Source organism: Aquabacterium sp. (assembly GCF_048860245.1).
Taxonomy (GTDB): domain Bacteria; phylum Pseudomonadota; class Gammaproteobacteria; order Burkholderiales; family Burkholderiaceae_C; genus Aquabacterium.
On sequence record NZ_JBLIZW010000014.1, the window covers coordinates 1 to 20,274 of the forward strand.

Consider the following 20,274-nt stretch of genomic DNA (forward strand, 5'->3'; position numbering starts at 1 on the left):
CCATTTGCAGAGCGCGCTCAGGCGACACCACACCGATGCCCACAGTACGTTGCTTCCAGATGCGGTTTTCGGTCAACAGCGTTTCGTACTCGTCGACCAGCTTGGGGAAGCGCTGGGTGAAATCGTCGATGAAGTCCAGCAGCGAGCCTTGACGGTTCTCGTTCATGCGAGCGATCGTCTTGGCGTTCTTGATCTTGCTGACCTTGTACTGCGGCATGGTGTCCGGCAGGTCGCGGTACACGCCACCTGGACGGAAGTAAGCCGCGTGCATGCGGGCCCCCGACACGGCTTCGTACATGTCGAAGAGGTCTTCGCGCTCGCGGAAGCAGTAGATCAGGATGTTCATCGCGCCGCAGTCGAACCCGTGACAGCCCAACCACAGCAGGTGGTTCAGCACACGGGTGATTTCGGCAAACATCACGCGGATGTATTGCGCACGAACCGGCACTTCAATGCCCAGCATCTTTTCGATGGCCAGACAGTAAGCGTGCTCGTTGCACATCATCGACACGTAATCCAGTCGGTCCATGTAGGGCAGCGACTGGATGAAGGTCTTGGATTCGGCCAGCTTTTCGGTGGCGCGGTGCAGCAGACCGATGTGGGGGTCGGCACGTTGGATGACTTCGCCATCCAGCTCCAGAATCAGACGCAGCACGCCGTGCGCGGCAGGGTGCTGCGGACCGAAGTTCAGGGTGTAGTTCTTGATTTCAGACATGGTTCAGGCGTCCTGCATCAGTGGAGACCACCGTAGTTGTCTTCGCGGATGATGCGCGGCGTGATTTCGCGCAGTTCGACGGTGACAGGCTGATAGATGACGCGCTTTTGCTCTTCGTCGTAGCGCATTTCCACGTAACCATTGGTCGGGAAATCCTTGCGGAAGGGGTGGCCGATGAAGCCATAGTCCGTCAGGATGCGACGCAGGTCGTTGTGACCATCAAAGATGATGCCGTACAGGTCGAACGCCTCACGCTCGAACCAGTTGGCGCTGTTCCACACGTCGTTGACCGACGCCACGATGGGGAAATCGTCGTCCAGCGCAAAGACCTTCAGGCGCAAACGCCAGTTCTTGCTGACGGACAGCAGGTGGCTGATCACGCAGAAGCGAGGGCCTTCGGCGTAGATGCTGGGCGCCCCATCCTTGTAGGTGGAGTAGTCCATGCCACACAGGTCCATAAGTTGCTCGAACTTCAGGTCGGCGTGGTCGCGCAGGGTGCGGCAGATGTCGAGGTAATCAGCAGCGGACACCGTCAGGGTGAGCTCCCCCTTGACGTTGTCCAGACGCTTGATCTTGTCGCCCAGGATGCTTTCCAGGGCGGCTTGCAAAGTAGCGAGTTTTTGGCTCATGCAAAGGCTCCTGATCAACGAGCGATCGTGTTTTCGCGGCGGATCTTCGCCTGCAACTGAAGGATGCCGTACAGCAGCGCCTCAGCCGTCGGAGGGCAGCCCGGCACATACACGTCCACGGGAACGATGCGGTCACAACCGCGCACCACCGAATAACTGTAGTGATAGTAGCCACCACCGTTGGCACACGACCCCATGGACAGCACCCAACGGGGTTCGGCCATCTGGTCGTAGACCTTGCGCAGCGCAGGCGCCATCTTGTTGCACAGCGTGCCTGCCACGATCATCAGATCGGACTGACGGGGGCTGGGACGGAACAACATGCCAAAACGGTCGATGTCATAGCGCGCCGCACCGGCGTGCATCATCTCGACCGCGCAACATGCCAGACCGAACGTCATCGGCCACAGCGAACCGGTCTTGGACCAGTTGATCAGCGCATCGGCCGAGGTGGTGATGAAGCCCTCTTTGAAGACGCCTTCGATACCCATGTGAATTACCTCTTGAAGATTCCTGAAGCAGGCCTATCTGAGAAAGGGATCACTCCCAGTCCAGTGCACCCTTCTTCCATTCGTAGACAAAGCCCACGACCAGAATGCTCAGGAACAGCATGACGGCCACGAAACCCGCCATTCCGACTTCCTTGAGCGCAACAGCCCAAGGGAACAAAAAGGCGATTTCCAGATCGAACAGAATGAAAAGGATGGCAACGAGGTAGTAGCGCACGTCGAATTTCATGCGCGCGTCTTCGAAAGCCTCGAAACCGCACTCGTAAGGAGAGTTCTTTGCCTCGTCAGGGCGACGGGGGCCGAGCAGAAAACCCAGCGCCTGGGGGGCGACCCCCACACCCACGCCAACCAGAATGAAGAGGATGACGGGGAGATATTGCTCAATGTTCATCATGTCGCGTGACTTTCAGATTGAACCGTTGCGTGATTGGACCACACGAGAAACGAAAAAGCGCGCCTGGAGTGTGTCGAATCAGGCACAAGCCCGATCTTCCTCATCCACAGCGCGCTTCTGTTGAGTACTTTGCCCGACGCGACCACCCTTGAAGAGGGCCACTTCGCACCCGCCACAACCAGCAAGAAGGAAAAAACCAGCGCTGATCATGTTGGCTGCACAAAGACTCGTTTGAAATCTTATGGTGCCGACGGCGAGACTCGAACTCGCACAGCTTTCGCCACTACCCCCTCAAGATAGCGTGTCTACCAATTTCACCACGTCGGCAAGTGAACCTTTTGGGCTCGCTCGTTTGTTTGCTTCGGCTTGCTTGAGGCTTGCTCACCGAAGACTTGGATTCTAAACCGAATTTTAGCGGTTTACACCCGAGCGCCCAAGTTTGAGCGCATGCGGGCTTATTTTGTCGGGATCAGCGCAGCGCCGGAAGCCGGTGCAGAGGCAGGCGCCGCAGCACTGGCTGCCTGCTCCAGCACGCTGGACTGCTCCACCGCACGGTTGCGGTTGGTACCGAAGTAGGCCAAGGCCAGCGTCGACACGAAGAAGATCGTGGCGGCAACGGCCGTCGAGCGGGACAGGAAGTTCGCACTTCCTGTTGCGCCGAACAAACTGCCGGAAGCGCCGCTACCAAACGAGGCCCCCATGTCGGCACCCTTGCCGTGCTGCACCAGAACCAGGCCGATCATGGCCAGGGCGGACAACACCTGGGCCAAGAGCACCACGGTCATCAATGCTTGTTGCATGAAAAATACTCCTGAATCAGTCTCTATGCCGCAGACACGGCTCAGGCCGCGCGGGCAATGGCAGCAAAGTCAGCCGCCTTCAATGCTGCACCACCAATCAAGCCGCCATCGATGTCGGCCTGCGCAAACAATTGCGCAGCGTTATCGGGCTTGACGCTGCCGCCGTACAACAAAGGCACGGTGGCGGCTGCAGCCAGCGCACTCTTGAGTTGCGCGCGTAGGAAAGCGTGCACCGCCTGGGCTTGCTCGGGGGAAGCCGTCTTGCCGGTACCGATGGCCCAAACAGGCTCATAGGCCACGACGACCTGGGGCAATTGCTCACCCAAGGTGTCGATGACAGCCTGGAGTTGGCGACCGACCACAGCCTCGGTTTGACCCGCCTCGCGTTCTGCCAAGGTTTCACCCACACACACGATGGGGATCAAACCATGGGCCAGCGCAGCCTTGGCTTTGTCAGCGACCAACTGGTCGGACTCACCGTGGTAGCTGCGACGCTCGGAGTGACCGACGATGGCGTACTTGCCACCGACCTCACGGATCATCGGGCCTGCCACCTCGCCGGTGAACGCACCTTGCGCCTGAACCGACACATCCTGCGAACCCACCGCAATCGCGCTGCCCTGCAAGGCGGCGGCGACTTCAGACAGGTACACAAACGGAGGGCACACCGCCACGTCTGCACGTGGCGCCGTGGCAGCCAGATCGGCTGCCAGCAGACCCTGGATCAGTTCGGCATTGAAGGCACGGCCACCGTGCAGCTTCCAGTTACCAACAACCAGTTTCTTCATACGGCTTATTGCTGCTGTTGTTGCTGACCTTGAGCGCCTTCACCCTGATCGCCAGGCTGTTGCTGCTCGGCACGAGGCGCACGTTCACGACGCTCACCACGGTCGCCGCGGTCACCACGATCACGGCGGTCGCCACGATCGCCACGATCACGACGCTCGCGAGGCTGCTCTTCAGGCATGCCCTCAGGACGCTCCAGCAGCGCCTTCATGGACAGCTTGACGCGGCCCTTGTCGTCGGTCTCGAGGACCTTGACCTTCACGATCTGACCTTCCTTGAGGTAGTCGGTCACGTTTTCAACGCGCTCGTGAGCGATCTGGCTGATGTGCAGCAGACCGTCCTTGCCAGGCAACAGGTTGACCAAGGCACCGAAGTCGAACAGCTTGGTGACAGCGCCTTCGTAGACAGCACCGATTTCGACTTCAGCCGTGATTTCGCCGATGCGCTTCATCGCGAAGTCAGCCTTGTCGGCATCAGACGAAGCGATGGTGATCACGCCGTCTTCAGCGATGTTGATCTGGCAGCCGGTTTCTTCACACAGGCCACGGATGGTGGCGCCACCCTTGCCGATCACGTCGCGGATCTTCTCCGGATTGATCTTCATGGTGTACAGGCGAGGCGCGAACTGGGAAATTTCGGTGTTGGCCGAACCCATGGCTTCCACCATCTTGCCCAGGATGTGCAGACGCGCTTCCTTGGCTTGCGCCAGCGCGACTTGCATGATTTCCTTGGTGATGCCCTGGATCTTGATGTCCATCTGCAGAGCGGTCACACCAGCGGTGGTACCCGCCACCTTAAAGTCCATGTCGCCGAGGTGATCTTCGTCACCCAGGATGTCGGTCAGGACGGCGAACTTGTTGCCTTCCTTGATCAGACCCATGGCGATACCCGCCACGTGCGCCTTCATGGGCACGCCAGCATCCATCATGGCCAGGCAGCCGCCGCAGACGGAAGCCATGGACGACGAGCCGTTGGACTCGGTGATTTCAGACACCACGCGAACGGTGTAAGCGAAGTCGTCCTTGGCAGGCAGCAGCGGCACCAAGGCGCGCTTGGCCAGACGGCCGTGACCGATTTCGCGACGCTTGGGCGAGCCCACGCGACCGGTTTCGCCGGTGGCGAACGGAGGCATGTTGTAGTGGAACAGGAAGGTGTCCTTGAACTCACCAGCCAGCGCGTCGATGCGCTGCGCATCTTGCTCGGTACCGAGGGTGGCAATCACCAGGGCCTGGGTTTCACCACGGGTGAACAGAGCCGAACCGTGCACGCGAGGCAGCACGCCAGTGCGGATCTCAATGGGGCGCACGGTGCGGGTGTCGCGACCGTCGATGCGGGGCTCGCCGGCCAGGATCTGGCTGCGGACGATCTTGGCTTCGATGTCGAACAGCAGGCCTTCGACCTTGACGGCATCGAATTCGACGCCTTCAGCAGCCAGAGCAGCCTTCACTTCAGCGTAGGCGGTGCGGCAAGCTTGCGTACGAGCTTGCTTGGAGCGGATTTGGTAAGCCGCGCGCAGAGGACCTTCGGCCAAGCCGTTGACCTTGGCGATGAAGGCCTCGTCCTTGGCAGGAGGCTGCCAGTCCCACTCGGGCTTGCCAGCTTCGCGAACGAAGTCGTGGATGGCCTGGATGGCCACATTGCCTTGCTCGTGACCAAACACCACGGCGCCCAGCATCACGTCTTCCGACAGTTGGTCGGCTTCGGATTCCACCATCAGCACAGCGGTTTCGGTGCCAGCAACGACCAGGTCCATCTTGGACTGAGCCACTTCGGACAGGCTGGGGTTCAGCACGTATTCGCCGTTGATGTAGGCGACGCGTGCAGCACCGATCGGGCCATTGAAGGGGATACCAGAGATCGACAGCGCAGCGCTGGAAGCGATCATGGCGGCGATGTCGGCCTGCACTTCAGGGTTCAACGACACAACGTGGATAACCAGTTGCACTTCGTTGTAGAAGCCTTCGGGGAACAGGGGACGGATGGGACGGTCGATCAGACGCGAGGTCAGGGTTTCGAGCTCGGAAGGCTTGGCTTCGCGCTTGAAGAAGCTGCCAGGAATCTTGCCGGCCGCGTAGGTCTTCTCGATGTAGTCAACGGTCAGGGGGAAGAAGTCCTGGCCAGGCTTCGCGCTCTTGGCGCACACGACGGTGGCCAGCACGGTGGTGCCTTCGATGTCGACCAGCACGGCGCCGGTGGCTTGACGTGCGATCTCACCGGTTTCCATGGTGACAGTGTGCTTGCCCCATTGGAAGGTCTTGGTGACTTTGTTGAACATGGTCATGGATGAGTTCTCCGGTTGGGTTGGACAGGCGACACATGCCGCCCGCCGAGGGTGCCGTCACTCAATCGCGATGCCATTCCAGCGAGGTTGAGGCCTCAGCCTCATTGGAATGACACAGCGTTCGCAGGAGTCGAGTGCTTGGCGTTAAAAAACAAAAAGCCTGTGCTGGAGGGGTCCAGACAGGCTTTTTGTCGTCATGCGGTGCTTACTTACGCAGGCCCAGCTTCTGGATCAGAGCGACGTAGCGGTTAGCGTCCTTGGACTTGAGGTAGTCCAGCAGCTTGCGACGACGGCTGACCATGCGCAGCAGGCCGCGACGACCGTGGTGGTCCTTCTTGTTGGCCTTGAAGTGAGGGGTCAGTTCGTTGATGCGAGCGGTCAGCAGGGCGACTTGCACTTCGGGAGAGCCAGTGTCGTTGGCGCCACGGGCGTTGTCCTTGATGATGGCTGCGGTGTTGATGTCTGCGACGGACATGTTTGTTTCCTGAAAAACAGTGCAGACCTGACGCCTTTGAACAGGCACCGAGGTTTCTGCGTTGAACTTGCGACACGAGGTGAAACCGACCCCGGTCGTGCGAGAACATGACACCCAGAAGGCGTCAAGCCTGCGAGTATAGCAAGAAGTTAGATGGCGGCCAAATCCCAGCGGGGCTTCACATCGAAACTCGGCTCGGTGACCAGGGTGGCCTTGCCGGCTTGCAGACGCATGGCGGCAGCCAGCGCAATCATGGCGCCGTTGTCGGTGCACAAATGCAACTCAGGGTAATGCACTCGGATCTGGCGGCGCGCGCATGCGCGATCCAGTTGCTCGCGCAGGGACCGGTTGGCGCCCACCCCGCCAGCGACCACCACGCGCTTGAGTCCTGAGCTCTTCAGTGCTGCCAGCACCTTCTTGACCAAGACTTCCACAATGGCGGCTTGCGTGGAGGCGGCGAGATTGGCCAAAACCGGCTGCGCCTCTGGTGCCGCCAACAAATCGGGCCGATCCAGCCAACCCAAACGCACCAAATGCGTGCGAACCGCCGTTTTCAGGCCCGCAAAGGAGAAGTCCAGATTGCCGCTGTGCAACATGGGGCGAGGCAAATCGAACGCCTGAGCGTCGCCCCCCACCGCCAATTTGGACAGATGGGGGCCACCCGGATATGGCAACCCCATCAATTTGGCTGACTTGTCGAAGGCCTCACCGGCCGCATCGTCGACCGTTTCGCCCAGCAGCTCGTATTGCCCGACCCCGTCAACACGCATGATCTGCGTGTGCCCACCTGATACCAGCAGCGCAATGAACGGAAATTCAGGCGGATCCACCGACAAGAAGGGAGAAAGCAGATGCCCCTCCAGGTGGTGCACACCCAGCAAGGGCTTATCCAACGCAGCGCCCAGCGCACACGCCACCCCTGCTCCGACCAGCAGCGCGCCAGCCAGTCCGGGGCCACGCGTGTAAGCCACCACGTCAATGTCCGCCATGGACTTGTTGGCATCCGCCAGAACTTGACGCGCCAGCGGCACCACACGCCGGATGTGATCCCGCGAAGCCAATTCCGGCACTACACCACCATAGGCCTGGTGCATGTCGATCTGACTGTGCAGAGCATGCGCCAACAACTGAGGTGCGCCACGCCCTGGCAGGGAGACCAAGGCCAACCCGGTCTCATCGCACGACGACTCCACGCCCAGAATCAGGCAGGGACGCCCCATTGCGGGCATGAATTCAGACTTGCTTGCAGATGCTTCAGACATACCTGAAGTGTAGACCGGACAAACACCCGCAAAACCTGGCACAGGGTTTGCTTAATACCAACCAAGCAAAGTCAACGGCGATTTTGCAAGTCTTGGGCGCCCAAAGATGGGTCCCAAGCATCGACAAAGGTGTCATCGAAGGACCGTCGTGTCTCATTGCGAGATTCGGGGGGCCGGCGGGGACACCTTTTTTGTTTTTCAAACCCGGAAAGCCTTGCACCATGAACTCGCAGGATCTGAACCTCTCTCGCCGCACCATTTTGAAAACTGCCGCCGCTGCGGGCGCCGTAGGCGCTGTGCCAGGACTGCAGAGTGCCGTTTGGGCCGCAGGCTCGGACAAGCCTGAGTTGGAGGAGGTGAAGATTGGCTTCATCCCCCTGACCGACTGCGCCTCGGTGGTAATGGCCTCTGTCTTGGGTTTCGACAAGAAGTACGGCATCAAGATCATTCCGTCCAAAGAGGCCTCCTGGGCCGGCGTGCGCGACAAGCTGGTCAATGGCGACCTGCATATGGCGCATGTTCTGTATGGCCTGGTGTACGGCGTTCAGATGGGCATCGGCGGCCCAAAGAAGGACATGGCGGTGCTCATGACCCTGAACAACAACGGTCAAGCCATCACCCTGTCTAAGGCGCTCGCAGACAAGAAAGCCGTTGACGGTGCGTCGCTGGCCAAGTTGATGAACACGGAAAAGCGTGAATACACCTTTGCGCAGACCTTCCCGACCGGCACCCATGCCATGTGGCTGTACTACTGGCTGGCCACTTATGGCATCAACCCGATGAAGGATGCCAAGGTGATCACCGTGCCCCCACCTCAAATGGTGGCCAACATGCGTGTGGGCAACATGGACGGTTTCTGTGTTGGCGAACCTTGGAACCATCGCGCCATCATGGATGGCATCGGCATCACGGCAGCCACCACACAGGACATCTGGCAAGACCACCCCGAAAAGGTGCTCGGCTGCACCGACGAGTTCACCAAAAAGTACCCCAACACAGCCCGCGCCGTGATCATGGCGATCCTGGAAGCCAGCAAGTGGATTGATGCCGGTTTACAAAACAAGCTGAAGATGGCCGAAACCATCGCCGCCAAATCCTATGTGAACACCGGTGTCGACGCGATCAACCAGCGCATCCTCGGCCGTTATCAAAACGGTCTGGGCAAGACATGGGACGACCCGAACCACATGAAGTTCTTCAATGACGGCAAGGTCAACTTCCCGTACCTGAGCGACGGCATGTGGTTCATGACCCAGCACAAGCGCTGGGGCCTGCTGAAGGACCACCCGGATTACCTGGCCATCGCCAAGCAAGTCAACAAGATTGATCTGTACAAGCAGGCTGCCTCCGCAGTGGGCGCGGCCATTCCCAAGGACGTGATGCGCACCAGCAAGCTGATTGACGGCACCGTTTGGGATGGCAAGGACCCGAAAAAGTACGCCGACAGCTTCAAGCTGAAAGCCTGACCCCACTTTTGGTTGCAACCTGCCCGATTCGTTCGTTTCGCATTGTTCACTGAGTCCCGCTGAGACCGGCCTGCCGGGGCGCCCACGAAGGCACCGGCGGTGCGACACCCGCACCAGACCAGGTCATCCGATCAGGATGGCCCCGCAAGCCACTTTTACCGATCAACGAACGGGCAGGACCTGCCCACCCTTGATTCTTTTTGTTGACGCCAGGAGCCCACCATGGTCAGCGCCGTATTTCACAGCCCCACCGAAGCCAGCGACGCCTTGCGCGCAGATGCCGTCAGCATCAAGCCCAACGCCACACCCGTCATGCCCACAGAGCCCACCCAAGCAAACCAAGCCAGCACCCAACCCGCCATTGACTGGAGCGGCTGGGCCTTGCGCTTGCTGTCCCCTTTGGCAGGCATTGCCCTGCTCATCGCCATCTGGGGCCTGCTCACCATGAAGGAAGGCAGCGCCTTCCCCACCCCGGCAGCAACATGGGATGCCGCTGTCACCCTGTTCTCTGACCCGTTTTACAGCAATGGCCCCAACGACCAGGGCATTGGCTGGAACATCCTGTTTTCGCTCAAGCGTGTGGCCATGGGCTTTGGCCTGGCCGCTTTGGTCGGCATCCCCATGGGCTTCCTGATCGGCCGCTCCAAGATCGCCAGCAGCATGCTCAACCCGATCATCAGCCTGCTGCGCCCGGTCTCGCCGCTCGCCTGGCTGCCCATCGGCCTGATGGTCTTCAAGTCAGCGGATCCCGCAGCCATCTGGACGATTTTCATCTGCTCCATCTGGCCGATGATCATCAACACCGCCGTGGGCGTGCAAAGCGTGCCCGAGGACTACCTGAACGTGGCCAAGGTTCTGAACCTGTCGGAATGGAAGATCACCACCAAGATCCTCTTTCCCTCCGTACTGCCCTACATGCTGACCGGCGTTCGCTTGTCGGTGGGCACGGCCTGGCTGGTGATCGTGGCCGCAGAAATGCTGACTGGCGGCGTCGGCATCGGCTTCTGGGTCTGGGATGAATGGAACAACCTCAATGTCCAGCACATCATCATTGCGATCTTCGTGATCGGCATCGTCGGTCTGCTGCTGGAGCAAGCGCTCGTCAGCCTGGCCAAGCGTTTCAGCTTTGAGTGATCCACCACCATCAAGGAGTCAGACATGAGCAAGTTCATTGACATTCAAGGCGCCGAAATGGTGTTCAACACCAAAAAGGGGCGTTTCCATGCCCTGCGCGACATCCATCTGGGCATCGACAAAGGTGAGTTCATCGCCCTGATCGGACACTCGGGGTGCGGCAAGTCGACGCTGCTGAACCTGATTGCCGGGTTGCTGCTGCCCACCGACGGCGGGCTCATCTGCGACAACAAGGAAATTGCAGGGCCAGGGCCAGAGCGAGCCATGGTGTTTCAGAACCACTCGCTCCTGCCTTGGTTGACCTGCTTCGACAACGTCTACCTCGCGGTGGAACGCGTGTTTGGCGGCAAGGAAAGCAAGGACCAACTGAAGAAGCGCACCCAGGAAGCGCTTGAGCTGGTCAACATGGCGCACGCAACCCACAAGCGCCCGAATGAAATCTCGGGCGGCATGAAGCAGCGCGTTGGCATTGCACGTGCGCTGGCAATGGAGCCCAAAGTGCTGCTGATGGACGAGCCATTTGGTGCGTTGGACGCCCTCACCCGCGCTCACCTTCAGGACGAGCTGCTCAAAATCGTGGCAAGAACCAAGAGCACAGTCGTCATGGTGACGCACGATGTGGACGAGGCGGTGCTGCTGTCTGATCGCATCGTGATGATGACGAACGGCCCCGCCGCCACCATTGGCGAGATCCTGGACGTGCCATTGGCGCGCCCGCGCAATCGCGTGACCTTGGCCGAAGATCCAACTTACATGGCCTGCCGCAAAGCGGTTCTGGACTTCCTGTACACGCGCCACGGCGTGTCACACAAACAAGCGGCTTGACCCCAACCAGAATTTGCACACATCAAATTCTGGCACACCCCTTGCTTGAGTGAATGGGACGGGTTGATTCGCCAGAGCCAGCCCGTCTTCCTCAGCGGGGGTCAGTGGGTCCGCGAAACGCCACAGACCTCTTTAGGCCTTCCAGTTCACTTGGACTGGAAGGCATTTTTTTGAGCCATCCCCCAAAACAGTGCGCCCAACACCATCATGGGAACGCACAGCCACTGGCCCATGCTCATGTTGAGCGCCAGCAAGCCGAGGAAGCTGTCTGGCTCGCGGAAGTACTCCGCCACAAAACGGAAGGCGCCATAGCCCATCAGGAACATGCCAGCCACCGCACCTTGCGGACGCTGTGAACGGGCATACCACCAGAGCAACACAAACAGCAGCATGCCTTCCAGGCTGAACTGATACAGCTGAGAAGGATGGCGTGGCGTGTCGGTACCCGACTGCGGAAAGATCATCGCCCACGGCAAGGACGGGTCGGCCGCCCTGCCCCACAACTCACCATTGATGAAGTTGCCAATGCGCCCGGCCGCCAAGCCCACAGGAACGCAAGGGGCGACCAAATCCGCCACTTCAAAAAAGTGCTTACCTTGGCGCCAAGCGTAGAAGGCCATGGCCCCGATCACCCCCAGCAGGCCACCATGAAACGCCATCCCGCCTTGCCAGACCGCCAGAATCTCGCCTGGATGAGTCAGGTAGTAATCGGGCTTGTAGAACAGCACATAACCCAGCCTGCCGCCCAGCACCACCCCCATCACGCCAAAAAAGAGCATGTCCTCGACCATCTGGCGTGTCCATCCCCGCTGCGCAAATGCTGGTTGCCGAATGCGCAGCGCAGCCAAGACATAAAAGCCGGCAAACGCCATGAGATAAGTCAGGCCATACCAATGCACCTTGAGGGGACCCAGGGCGATGGCGATCGGATCAAATTGGGGATGAATCAGCATGGCGCGAACGATAACCGATGTTGTGTGTCAAAAGAAAAAAGGCCCGTCCAAGACGGGCCTGATTGCGCTCAGCAGGACACACGGGGGACGTGCGCCCGAGCGACTCAGCGCTTCAACTGCGTCAAGTCACGCACCGCGCCGGTATCGGCCGAGGTGGTCAACAGAGCATAAGCCTGCAGGGCTGCGGACACCACGCGCTCACGGTTGGCGGGCTTCCAGGCCAAGGCACCCTTGGCTTCCATGTTGGCACGGCGCACGGCCATGTCGGCATCGCTGATGGCCAAATGGATACGACGGTTGGGGATGTCGATTTCGATGGTATCGCCATCTTCCACCAGGGCGATGGCGCCACCACAAGCGGCCTCAGGTGAGGCATGACCGATCGACAGACCCGATGTACCGCCCGAGAAGCGACCATCGGTCAGCAAAGCGCAGGCTTTACCCAGACCACGGCTCTTCAGGTAGGAAGTGGGATACAGCATTTCCTGCATGCCAGGACCGCCCTTGGGGCCTTCGTAGCGAATGATGACCACATCGCCGGCCTGCACCTCTTCACCCAGGATGCCTGCGACTGCGTCATCCTGGCTTTCGTACACACGCGCCTTGCCGGTGAACTTCCAGATGGATTCATCCACACCAGCGGTTTTGACGATACAGCCTTTTTCTGCGATGTTGCCGTAGAGCACAGCCAAGCCGCCATCAGCGGTGAACGCATGGGTCTTGGAGCGGATCACGCCCTTTTCACGATCCAGATCCAACGCCTTCCAGCGACTGTCTTGCGAGAAGGCCACCTGCGTGGGGATGCCACCTGGGGCGGCCTTGTAGAAGTTGTGCACGGCCTCGTCGTTCGTGACCGTCACGTCCCATTTGGCAATGGCGTCGGCCATGGTGGGGCTGTGAACGGTGGGCACATCGGTGTGCAGCAGACCGCCACGGGCCAACTCGCCCAGGATGGCCATGATGCCGCCCGCACGGTGCACGTCCTCGATGTGCACGTCAGGCACCGCAGGGGCCACCTTGCTCAGGCAAGGCACCTTGCGAGACATGCGGTCGATGTCGGCCATGGTGAAGTTGACACCGGCTTCGCGCGCGGCAGCCAGCAGGTGCAACACGGTGTTGGTCGAACCGCCCATCGCCACATCCAAGGCAACAGCGTTTTCAAAGGCTTGGAAGGTGGCGATGTTGCGCGGCAAGGCCGACTCATCGTCCTGCTCGTAGTAGCGCTTGGCCAACTCCACAATGGTGCGGCCCGCTTGACGGAACAGCTTTTCGCGGTCGGCGTGGGTGGCCACGATCGTGCCGTTACCGGGCAGAGACAAGCCCAAAGCCTCGGTCAGGCAGTTCATCGAGTTAGCCGTAAACATGCCCGAGCACGAACCGCAGGTCGGGCAGGCAGAGCGCTCGACCACATTCACTTCTTCATCGGAGCAGGTCTTGTCCGCGGCCTTGACCATGGCGTCCACCAAGTCCAGCGCGATGACCTTGCCTTCGATCTTGGCCTTGCCGGCCTCCATCGGACCACCGGACACGAAGATCACAGGGATATTCAGTCGCAGCGCGGCCATCAACATGCCGGGTGTGATCTTGTCGCAGTTGGAGATGCACACCAGCGCGTCGGCGGTGTGGGCATTGCACATGTATTCGACGCTGTCAGCGATCAGGTCACGCGATGGCAGCGAATACAGCATGCCGCCATGGCCCATGGCAATGCCATCGTCCACCGCGATGGTGTTGAATTCTTTGGCAACACCACCGGCCGCCTCGATCTCGCGCGCGACCAGTTGACCCAAGTCCTTGAGGTGGACGTGACCTGGCACGAACTGCGTGAAGCTGTTGGCGATGGCGATGATCGGCTTCTCGAAGTCACCGTCCTTCATGCCTGTGGCACGCCACAAGGCACGGGCGCCAGCCATATTGCGACCGGCGGTTGAGGTACGGGAACGATACTGAGGCATGAAATGACTCCGGACTGGATTCGGTAAAAAAGAGATTTTATCTGTTGAGCATCAACGCCGCTTGTTCTTGTCTTGCAAGCCCAAAGCGTCCAGGCTTTTCTGGCGACGGGCTTCGCGCTTGGCATCGATCTTGTCCATCTCACGACGGCGCGTCAGGCCGGACCAGTCTGACCAAGACCACCACAACACGGCCAGCAAAAAGGGCAACAGCATGGCCCACCAGCGATCACCCCAGGTCCAGGCACCAATCGGCCCGATACCAGCGAAATTCATGATCAACATCAAGACGCCCACGACGACAAGCCACATGATTTACCCTTTACGTTTGAAACACAATTCAGGACCGGCGTAATATGTCAACGGCCCCGTTGTTTCGGCGTTAAAGAAACACCCCTCAACTGTAATTGACTGAAGCAGAAGGAATCACTATGAAAGTCCTCGCCTCCGCCCTGACTGCACTGGCTTTGACCGCCATCACAGCCGCACCCGCTCTGGCCAACCAAGACTTGGCCCAGAAAAAGGGCTGCCTGGCATGCCACGGCGTTGACAACAAGCTCGTTGGCCCCTCCTACAAGGACGTGGCCAAGAAGTACAAGGGCCAAAAAGGCGCTGATGCCCAGCTGGTTCAGAAGGTGATCAAGGGCGGTGCCGGCACTTGGGGCCCTGTCCCGATGCCCGCCAACAACGTGACCGAAGCCGAAGCCAAGCAATTGGTGGCTTGGGTTCTGTCTCTGAAGTAATTCTTCAGAACTCGCTCGCGCACACAAAGCCCGCAACTTGCGTTGCGGGCTTTTTCTTTTGGGGCGTCGGCCCAAATGAAAAAGGCCGACTTTCGTCGGCCTTTCTGTGACTGAGTCACAGTCCGGGGATCAGTGGCCGGAAGGACCTTCTGCACCCATACCGGTTTCGGAGCGAATTTGCTGCGCTTCGAAATCAGCACGTTCCTTCTTGGCTTGGTCGCTGTTGTCCAAGATCGAGAACAACCAGACGCCCACAAAGCCAATCGTCATGGAGAACAGTGCAGGCGAGCTGTACTGGAACCATGCAGAGCCCTTGGCATAGCCCAGCGTTGCCTCCCACACGGCAGGCGACACGATGGTCAGACCCACGGAGCTGATCAAGCCCAGGAAGCCACCGATCACAGCGCCCTTGGTGGTGCAACCCTTCCACATCATGGACAGGAAGAGCACAGGGAAGTTGGCCGATGCGGCAACCGCGAAGGCCAGCGACACCATGAAGGCAATGTTCTGCTTCTCGAACGCAATACCCAGCGCCACAGCGATCACACCCAGCGCAGCAGTCGTCAGGCGGGACACTTTCAGCTCGGATGCGCTGTCAGCCTTGCCCTTCTTCAGCACCACAGCGTAGATGTCGTGCGACACCGCCGAGGCACCGGACAGTGTCAGACCTGCCACCACCGCGAGGATGGTTGCGAAAGCCACCGCCGAGATGAAGCCGAAGAACACGTCACCACCGACGACCTTGGCGACCAGCACCGCAGCCATGTTGGCACCGCCCTTCAATCCACCCTTGGCATCGAGGAACTCGGGGTTCGTCAGAACCAGCGTGATCGCGCCGAAGCCAATGATGAAGATCAGGATGTAGAAGTAGCCGATCCAGGTGGTCGCCCAGAACACCGACTTGCGAGCTTCCTTGGCATCAGGCACCGTGAAGAAGCGCATCAGGATGTGAGGCAGGCCAGCGGTACCGAACATCAGAGCCATGCCGAAGCTGATGGCGGAGATGGGGTCCTTGATGAAGCCACCGGGGCCCATGATGCCTTGACCCACCTTGGCCGGATCGATCTTCTGTGCAGCTTCCAGAGCGGATGCAGCACTGGCGACCGCCTCTGGCGATGAGGCAGCGGCTGCGGCAGAAGCGGCTGCAGCCAAAGCCACATCCTTGCCCTTCGCGGACAGCATCGCCTTGACTTCCACACCCTTGGCAAACAGTGCCTCAGGCGAGAAACCGAACTGGCTCAGCACCATGAAGGCCATGAAGGTCACGCCAGACAACAGCAAGCAAGCCTTGATGATCTGCACCCAGGTCGTCGCGGTCATGCCACCGAACAACACGTACACCATCATCAGCACGCCCACCAGCACCACTGCAACCCAGTAATCCAGGCCGAACAGCAGTTTGATCAGCGAGCCTGCGCCCACCATCTGAGCAATCAGGTAGAAAGCCACCACCACCAAGGTACCCGAGGCCGCAAAGGCACGGATGGGGCCTTGCTTGAAGCGATAGCCTGCCACGTCAGCAAAGGTGAACTTGCCGAGGTTACGCAGACGCTCCGCCATCAGGAAAGTGATGATAGGCCAGCCCACCAGGAAGCCGATGGAGTACAGCAGGCCATCAAAGCCACTGGCCATCACCGCTGCGGTGATACCCAGGAACGACGCCGCCGACATGTAGTCACCAGCGATGGCCAAACCGTTCTGGAAGCCGGTGATGCCGCCGCCACCCGTGTAAAAGTCGGCTGCCGAACGCGTCTTGGCAGCCGCCCATTTCGTGATCCACAGCGTTGCGGCCACGAACACGGCAAACATGATGATGGCGGTGTAGTTGGTGGCCTGCTTGGTCGTCTGACCCAGGTCACCACCCGCCGCCATCGCCCCACCAGCGGCCATCAGGCCAGCCAGCGCGAGGAGTGCTTTTTTATTTCCGAACATCACTTGGACTCCTCTTTCAGGATTTCAGCTGTCAGTGCGTCGAACTCGGTGTTCGCACGGCGCACATAAAAGCCGGTAATCAGCACCGTGAACACGATGACACCCATCCCCAACGGCACGCCGAGGGTGGTGACACCGGCGCCCAAGCGCTGTGCCAAGAAAGGTTTGTTGAAAGCGATCAAAGCGATGAAGCCGTAATAGACGATCAACATCACGATGGCCAAGGTCCATCCAAACGAGCTACGTTTGGCCTTCAACTCTTGGTATTTCGGGTTCTTTCCGATACGGGCGATTGCCGAATCTGTCATTGCACACTCCTGGTCGATCGTGTCGACTCGTTTGACGAATGCTGGACCGCAGAGGGACATGCGGGGGTCTCGCGATCGAGCTGGCCTGACCAAACGGCATGTCCCCGGGATCGAATTGCCTGATTCAGGCAACACCATCCCAAGCCAGGTCATAAAACCTGGCTGCGAGGCGCTTGGTGAGGGGTCTAAGCGGGCATCAGCCGGGTAGGTCGATGCCCGTCAGACCATCAGTTGCTTTGTGCCAACTGGTCCAGAATGGCGGGGTTTTCCAAAGTGCTGGTGTCTTGCGTGACCACCTCACCCTTGGCGATGACGCGCAGCAGGCGGCGCATGATCTTGCCCGAGCGGGTCTTAGGCAGGTTGTCACCGAAACGGATGTCTTTGGGCTTGGCAATCGGGCCAATTTCCTGACCCACGTGATTGCGCAATTCGGCCGCAAGTTGCTTGGCTTCTTCACCCTCGGGGCGAGGACGCTTGAGCACCACGAAAGCACAGATGGCTTCACCGGTCAGGTCGTCTGGACGCCCCACAACGGCGGCTTCAGCCACCAGGGGATGAGACACCAGCGCAGATTCGATTTCCATCGTGCCCATACGGTGACCGGACACGTTCAACACGTCGTCGATCCGGCCTGTGATGGTGAAGTAACCCGTCTTCTCGTCACGGATGGCACCGTCACCAGCCAGGTAGTACTTGCCACCAAAGTCAGCGGGGTAGTAGCTCTTCTTGAAACGCTCCGGATCGCCCCAGATGGTGCGGATCATGGAAGGCCAGGGCTTGCGCACAACCAGCACACCGCCTTGCCCCCATGGCACTTCCTTGCCGGTTTCATCGACCACCGCAGCATCGATGCCAGGGAATGGCAGCGAGCAGGAGCCGGGCGTCAAGGCGTGAGCGCCGGGCAGAGGCGTGATCATGTGACCACCCGTTTCGGTCTGCCAGAAGGTGTCAACGATCGGGCAACGGCCGCCACCGATTTCGCGGTGGTACCACTCCCAAGCTGCGGGGTTGATGGGTTCACCTACGGTGCCCAGCAGACGCAGCGAGCCGAGGTCGAAGTTGCGAGGATGCACATCGGCATTCGACTCGGCAGCCTTGATCAGCGCACGAATGGCTGTGGGCGCGGTGTAGAAGATGGAGACCTTGTGCGACTGGATCATGCGCCAGAAGCGAGAGGCATCGGGGAAAGTTGGCACACCTTCAAAAACCACCTGCGTACCGCAGTTGGCCAGAGGGCCGTACGCCACATAGGTGTGACCAGTGACCCAGCCGATGTCGGCGGTGCACCAGAACACGTCATCGGACTTCAGATCGAAGGTCCACTTGGTGGTCAGGGCAGCGTGCAGCAGGTAGCCACCGGTGCTGTGTTGCACGCCCTTGGGCTTGCCGGTCGAACCAGATGTGTAGAGCAGAAACAGCGGATGCTCGGCTTCGACCCACTCTGGCGCGCATTCGTCAGACTGGGTGGCCAACAGTTCATCCACCCACAGGTCGCGACCAGCGGTCATGGCAACGTTGCCGCCCGTGCGCTTGACGACCAGAACCTGACGGATGGAGTCGCAACCACCCAGGTTGATGGCTTCATCAACAATGGACTTCAGTGGCAAGGTCTTGCCACCGCGAACTTGCTCATCGGCCGTGATGACCATGACTGCGCCAGCATCTTCGATGCGGTCACGCAGGCTTTGAGCGGAGAAACCACCAAACACCACAGAGTGGGTGGCACCGATGCGAGCGCATGCCTGCATGGCGACGACGCCATCCACGGACATGGGGAGATACAACACGACGCGATCGCCCTTCTTGACACCCTGAGCCTTCAGAGCATTGGCCAAGCGGGAAACGCGGCTCAACAAATCCTTGTACGTGACTTGCGTGACCTTGCCATCGTCTGCTTCAAAGATGATGGCGACCTTGTCACCATGACCAGCCTCGACATGGCGGTCCAAGCAGTTGTACGAGGCGTTCAGCAGGCCATCGTCAAACCACTTGTAGAAGGGGGCTTGGCTCTCATCAAGCGCCTTGGTGAACGGCTTTTGCCAGGTCAAGAACTCGCGGGCCAGACGGGCCCAGTAAGCGGCGTGGTCTTTTTGAGCCTCCGCGCAAAGTTCGTCATAGGCTGCACGGCTACCGATGTGAGCGGAACGTGCAAAGGCCTCGGGTACGGGATAGAGGTTGGTCTGGTTAGAACCAGTCATGTCTGTAGCTCCTGGAGTCGGCGCTTGTGGCACCTAGTGTCAATCTGAAAGAGCCATCACATCTTGCATGTTGACCCTTACAGGCCTACACAATGCCCCTAACTCCAGAATTTGTTACCTCGGACTTTCCCGACAAAGCACGAAAAAATGCAAAGGCTTCTCTGAAAAATACGCAATCCCTCACTTGGACATTGGCGATAACACTGAGAACCCTGTCGGGCGCAGCCCACACACCCCAAACCTAGCAATAACCCTTACCGATATAACCCGAGCGAAGTGCCAGAGCGCCGTTCAGAACATTACTGCTCGCCCCACAACTTTGCATAACGCGTACTGGGATGAAGCATCCCTTCCAATTTCTCCCAGCGCTGAGGCTCATCTACCCCAGATGCATGCAAGGCATTTCGCCCCAAACCCAGCTTTTCACCTTCCAACTGGAATCCCATGAATGACAGGATGGTCGGGTAGAAATCAAAATAGGCCATGCGTTGGTTGATCTGCCCCGGCCGATCAGAGGGGTAAAACAGGTTATAGGGCGAACGCTCCGACACCTTCGCCAGCTGCGCCGCGACAGGGTTCTTCATCGCCAGGTGATCTCCCAAAATCACCACCTTGATGCGTGACTGCCACCCGCGATCTTCGATGTGCTGCAACAGGCGAGACACAGCAGTCACCGAGCAACGGACCACGCCACCGAATCCGTTGAAGCCGTGCGATGGCCCGCATGAGCGGTTCTCAAACCCATCCGGGCCATGGGTGTCGATCGTGAGCACCCGAGTTCGACACCAAATGCTGTAAGTGGTTGATTTGACTAGGTTGACCTAGTCAGCGTGCCACTACAGGAGGGATAACTGGAGTTCGTTGCTGAGCTTTTTGACCTTCAAGGCGGCCATGGTGGCGGCCTGATCTTGG

19 protein-coding genes, 1 tRNA gene and 1 pseudogene are annotated in these 20,274 nt (G+C 59.4%); 4 read left to right on the forward strand and 17 right to left on the reverse strand.

Translation table 11 applies throughout. From position 1 onward, the window contains the following. The 10 genes and pseudogenes from ACMV18_RS01600 to tsaD form a co-directional block, all read right to left on the reverse strand. Nucleotides 1-715, reverse strand: a pseudogene (locus ACMV18_RS01600) (NADH-quinone oxidoreductase subunit D); the annotation flags it as partial. A gap of 17 nt (nucleotides 716-732) precedes the next feature. After that, entirely contained in the window at nucleotides 733-1,344 is a 612-nt protein-coding gene (locus ACMV18_RS01605) for an NADH-quinone oxidoreductase subunit C (protein WP_374255569.1), read from the reverse strand. Between the two features lie 14 nt (nucleotides 1,345-1,358). After that, entirely contained in the window at nucleotides 1,359-1,835 is a 477-nt protein-coding gene (locus ACMV18_RS01610; protein ID WP_374255571.1) for a NuoB/complex I 20 kDa subunit family protein, read from the reverse strand. A gap of 49 nt (nucleotides 1,836-1,884) precedes the next feature. Next, nucleotides 1,885-2,244: an NADH-quinone oxidoreductase subunit A gene (locus tag ACMV18_RS01615; protein WP_374255603.1), complete on the reverse strand. Its 360-nt coding sequence runs from the start codon at nucleotides 2,242-2,244 to the stop codon at nucleotides 1,885-1,887. Between the two features lie 245 nt (nucleotides 2,245-2,489). Next, nucleotides 2,490-2,574: transfer RNA gene (locus tag ACMV18_RS01620), tRNA-Leu, on the reverse strand. A 128-nt stretch (nucleotides 2,575-2,702) separates the two neighbouring features. Beyond that, nucleotides 2,703-3,047, reverse strand: a complete 345-nt coding sequence (gene secG / locus ACMV18_RS01625) for a preprotein translocase subunit SecG (RefSeq protein WP_374255573.1) — start codon at nucleotides 3,045-3,047, stop codon at nucleotides 2,703-2,705. A gap of 41 nt (nucleotides 3,048-3,088) precedes the next feature. Continuing rightward, nucleotides 3,089-3,844 (reverse strand): triose-phosphate isomerase, encoded by a 756-nt coding sequence (gene tpiA / locus ACMV18_RS01630; protein WP_420816443.1) that lies wholly within the window; start codon nucleotides 3,842-3,844, stop codon nucleotides 3,089-3,091. Continuing rightward, a complete protein-coding gene (gene pnp / locus ACMV18_RS01635; protein ID WP_420816433.1) occupies nucleotides 3,841-6,114 on the reverse strand; it encodes a polyribonucleotide nucleotidyltransferase in 2,274 nt (757 codons plus the stop codon). Before pnp ends, tpiA begins: the two co-directional genes overlap by 4 nt. Before the next feature lie 205 nt (nucleotides 6,115-6,319). After that, entirely contained in the window at nucleotides 6,320-6,589 is a 270-nt protein-coding gene (rpsO, locus tag ACMV18_RS01640) for a 30S ribosomal protein S15 (RefSeq protein WP_374255576.1), read from the reverse strand. A gap of 149 nt (nucleotides 6,590-6,738) precedes the next feature. After that, nucleotides 6,739-7,809, reverse strand: a complete 1,071-nt coding sequence (tsaD, locus tag ACMV18_RS01645) for a tRNA (adenosine(37)-N6)-threonylcarbamoyltransferase complex transferase subunit TsaD (RefSeq protein WP_420816444.1) — start codon at nucleotides 7,807-7,809, stop codon at nucleotides 6,739-6,741. 263 nt (nucleotides 7,810-8,072) lie between these two features. Between tsaD and ACMV18_RS01650 the strand changes: the two genes are divergently transcribed. The 3 genes from ACMV18_RS01650 (at nucleotide 8,073) to ACMV18_RS01660 (ending at nucleotide 11,276) form a co-directional block, all read left to right on the forward strand. Further along, nucleotides 8,073-9,317: a CmpA/NrtA family ABC transporter substrate-binding protein gene (locus ACMV18_RS01650; protein ID WP_420816434.1), complete on the forward strand. Its 1,245-nt coding sequence runs from the start codon at nucleotides 8,073-8,075 to the stop codon at nucleotides 9,315-9,317. 222 nt (nucleotides 9,318-9,539) lie between these two features. Beyond that, entirely contained in the window at nucleotides 9,540-10,451 is a 912-nt protein-coding gene (gene ntrB, locus ACMV18_RS01655) for a nitrate ABC transporter permease (RefSeq protein ID WP_420816435.1), read from the forward strand. A 24-nt stretch (nucleotides 10,452-10,475) separates the two neighbouring features. Continuing rightward, entirely contained in the window at nucleotides 10,476-11,276 is an 801-nt protein-coding gene (locus ACMV18_RS01660; RefSeq protein WP_374255578.1) for an ABC transporter ATP-binding protein, read from the forward strand. Between the two features lie 146 nt (nucleotides 11,277-11,422). On the opposite strand, the gene lgt is transcribed toward ACMV18_RS01660, so the two are convergent. The 3 genes from lgt to ACMV18_RS01675 all read right to left on the reverse strand — a co-directional run bounded on the left by lgt (nucleotide 11,423) and on the right by ACMV18_RS01675 (nucleotide 14,493). Continuing rightward, complete coding sequence (lgt, locus tag ACMV18_RS01665) at nucleotides 11,423-12,229, reverse strand: prolipoprotein diacylglyceryl transferase (RefSeq protein ID WP_420816436.1); 807 nt, start codon at nucleotides 12,227-12,229, stop codon at nucleotides 11,423-11,425. 104 nt (nucleotides 12,230-12,333) lie between these two features. Beyond that, nucleotides 12,334-14,184, reverse strand: coding sequence for a dihydroxy-acid dehydratase (ilvD, locus tag ACMV18_RS01670; RefSeq protein ID WP_420816437.1), 1,851 nt, complete (start codon nucleotides 14,182-14,184; stop codon nucleotides 12,334-12,336). Between the two features lie 51 nt (nucleotides 14,185-14,235). Beyond that, the gene (locus ACMV18_RS01675) at nucleotides 14,236-14,493 is read right to left on the reverse strand and encodes a TIGR04438 family Trp-rich protein (protein WP_420816438.1); all 258 of its coding nucleotides are present in this window, start codon (nucleotides 14,491-14,493) and stop codon (nucleotides 14,236-14,238) included. Between the two features lie 119 nt (nucleotides 14,494-14,612). On the opposite strand from ACMV18_RS01675, the gene ACMV18_RS01680 reads away from it, so the two are divergent. Further along, nucleotides 14,613-14,924, forward strand: coding sequence for a c-type cytochrome (locus ACMV18_RS01680; protein WP_374255582.1), 312 nt, complete (start codon nucleotides 14,613-14,615; stop codon nucleotides 14,922-14,924). 129 nt (nucleotides 14,925-15,053) lie between these two features. Here the strand turns inward: ACMV18_RS01680 and ACMV18_RS01685 are convergent, their stop codons facing one another. The 4 genes from ACMV18_RS01685 to ACMV18_RS01700 form a co-directional block, all read right to left on the reverse strand. Continuing rightward, a complete protein-coding gene (locus ACMV18_RS01685; RefSeq protein ID WP_420816439.1) occupies nucleotides 15,054-16,856 on the reverse strand; it encodes a cation acetate symporter in 1,803 nt (600 codons plus the stop codon). Next, nucleotides 16,856-17,164: a DUF485 domain-containing protein gene (locus ACMV18_RS01690; protein ID WP_420816440.1), complete on the reverse strand. Its 309-nt coding sequence runs from the start codon at nucleotides 17,162-17,164 to the stop codon at nucleotides 16,856-16,858. The genes ACMV18_RS01685 and ACMV18_RS01690 overlap by 1 nt, the downstream gene beginning before the upstream one ends. Before the next feature lie 227 nt (nucleotides 17,165-17,391). Continuing rightward, the gene (acs, locus tag ACMV18_RS01695; protein WP_420816441.1) at nucleotides 17,392-19,362 is read right to left on the reverse strand and encodes an acetate--CoA ligase; all 1,971 of its coding nucleotides are present in this window, start codon (nucleotides 19,360-19,362) and stop codon (nucleotides 17,392-17,394) included. 299 nt (nucleotides 19,363-19,661) lie between these two features. Beyond that, on the reverse strand, nucleotides 19,662-20,135 hold the full coding sequence (locus ACMV18_RS01700) for a hypothetical protein (RefSeq protein ID WP_420816442.1): 474 nt from the start codon (nucleotides 20,133-20,135) through the stop codon (nucleotides 19,662-19,664). Nucleotides 20,136-20,274: the final 139 nt, after the last annotated feature.

Excerpts from the sequence above, each read along its gene's own strand:
- ACMV18_RS01615 (WP_374255603.1), bottom strand. The coding sequence starts at position 2,244 with ATGAACATTGAGCAATATCTCCCCGTCATCCTCTTCATTCTGGTTGGC.
- ilvD (WP_420816437.1), bottom strand. The coding sequence starts at position 14,184 with ATGCCTCAGTATCGTTCCCGTACCTCAACCGCCGGTCGCAATATGGCT.
- ACMV18_RS01675 (WP_420816438.1), bottom strand. The coding sequence starts at position 14,493 with ATGTGGCTTGTCGTCGTGGGCGTCTTGATGTTGATCATGAATTTCGCT.
- ACMV18_RS01610 (WP_374255571.1), bottom strand. The coding sequence starts at position 1,835 with ATGGGTATCGAAGGCGTCTTCAAAGAGGGCTTCATCACCACCTCGGCC.
- acs (WP_420816441.1), bottom strand. The coding sequence starts at position 19,362 with ATGACTGGTTCTAACCAGACCAACCTCTATCCCGTACCCGAGGCCTTT.
- ACMV18_RS01685 (WP_420816439.1), bottom strand. The coding sequence starts at position 16,856 with ATGTTCGGAAATAAAAAAGCACTCCTCGCGCTGGCTGGCCTGATGGCC.
- pnp (WP_420816433.1), bottom strand. The coding sequence starts at position 6,114 with ATGACCATGTTCAACAAAGTCACCAAGACCTTCCAATGGGGCAAGCAC.
- ACMV18_RS01660 (WP_374255578.1), top strand. The coding sequence starts at position 10,476 with ATGAGCAAGTTCATTGACATTCAAGGCGCCGAAATGGTGTTCAACACC.
- tsaD (WP_420816444.1), bottom strand. The coding sequence starts at position 7,809 with ATGGGGCGTCCCTGCCTGATTCTGGGCGTGGAGTCGTCGTGCGATGAG.
- secG (WP_374255573.1), bottom strand. The coding sequence starts at position 3,047 with ATGCAACAAGCATTGATGACCGTGGTGCTCTTGGCCCAGGTGTTGTCC.
- ACMV18_RS01680 (WP_374255582.1), top strand. The coding sequence starts at position 14,613 with ATGAAAGTCCTCGCCTCCGCCCTGACTGCACTGGCTTTGACCGCCATC.
- ACMV18_RS01650 (WP_420816434.1), top strand. The coding sequence starts at position 8,073 with ATGAACTCGCAGGATCTGAACCTCTCTCGCCGCACCATTTTGAAAACT.
- lgt (WP_420816436.1), bottom strand. The coding sequence starts at position 12,229 with ATGCTGATTCATCCCCAATTTGATCCGATCGCCATCGCCCTGGGTCCC.
- ACMV18_RS01690 (WP_420816440.1), bottom strand. The coding sequence starts at position 17,164 with ATGACAGATTCGGCAATCGCCCGTATCGGAAAGAACCCGAAATACCAA.
- ACMV18_RS01605 (WP_374255569.1), bottom strand. The coding sequence starts at position 1,344 with ATGAGCCAAAAACTCGCTACTTTGCAAGCCGCCCTGGAAAGCATCCTG.
- ntrB (WP_420816435.1), top strand. The coding sequence starts at position 9,540 with ATGGTCAGCGCCGTATTTCACAGCCCCACCGAAGCCAGCGACGCCTTG.
- rpsO (WP_374255576.1), bottom strand. The coding sequence starts at position 6,589 with ATGTCCGTCGCAGACATCAACACCGCAGCCATCATCAAGGACAACGCC.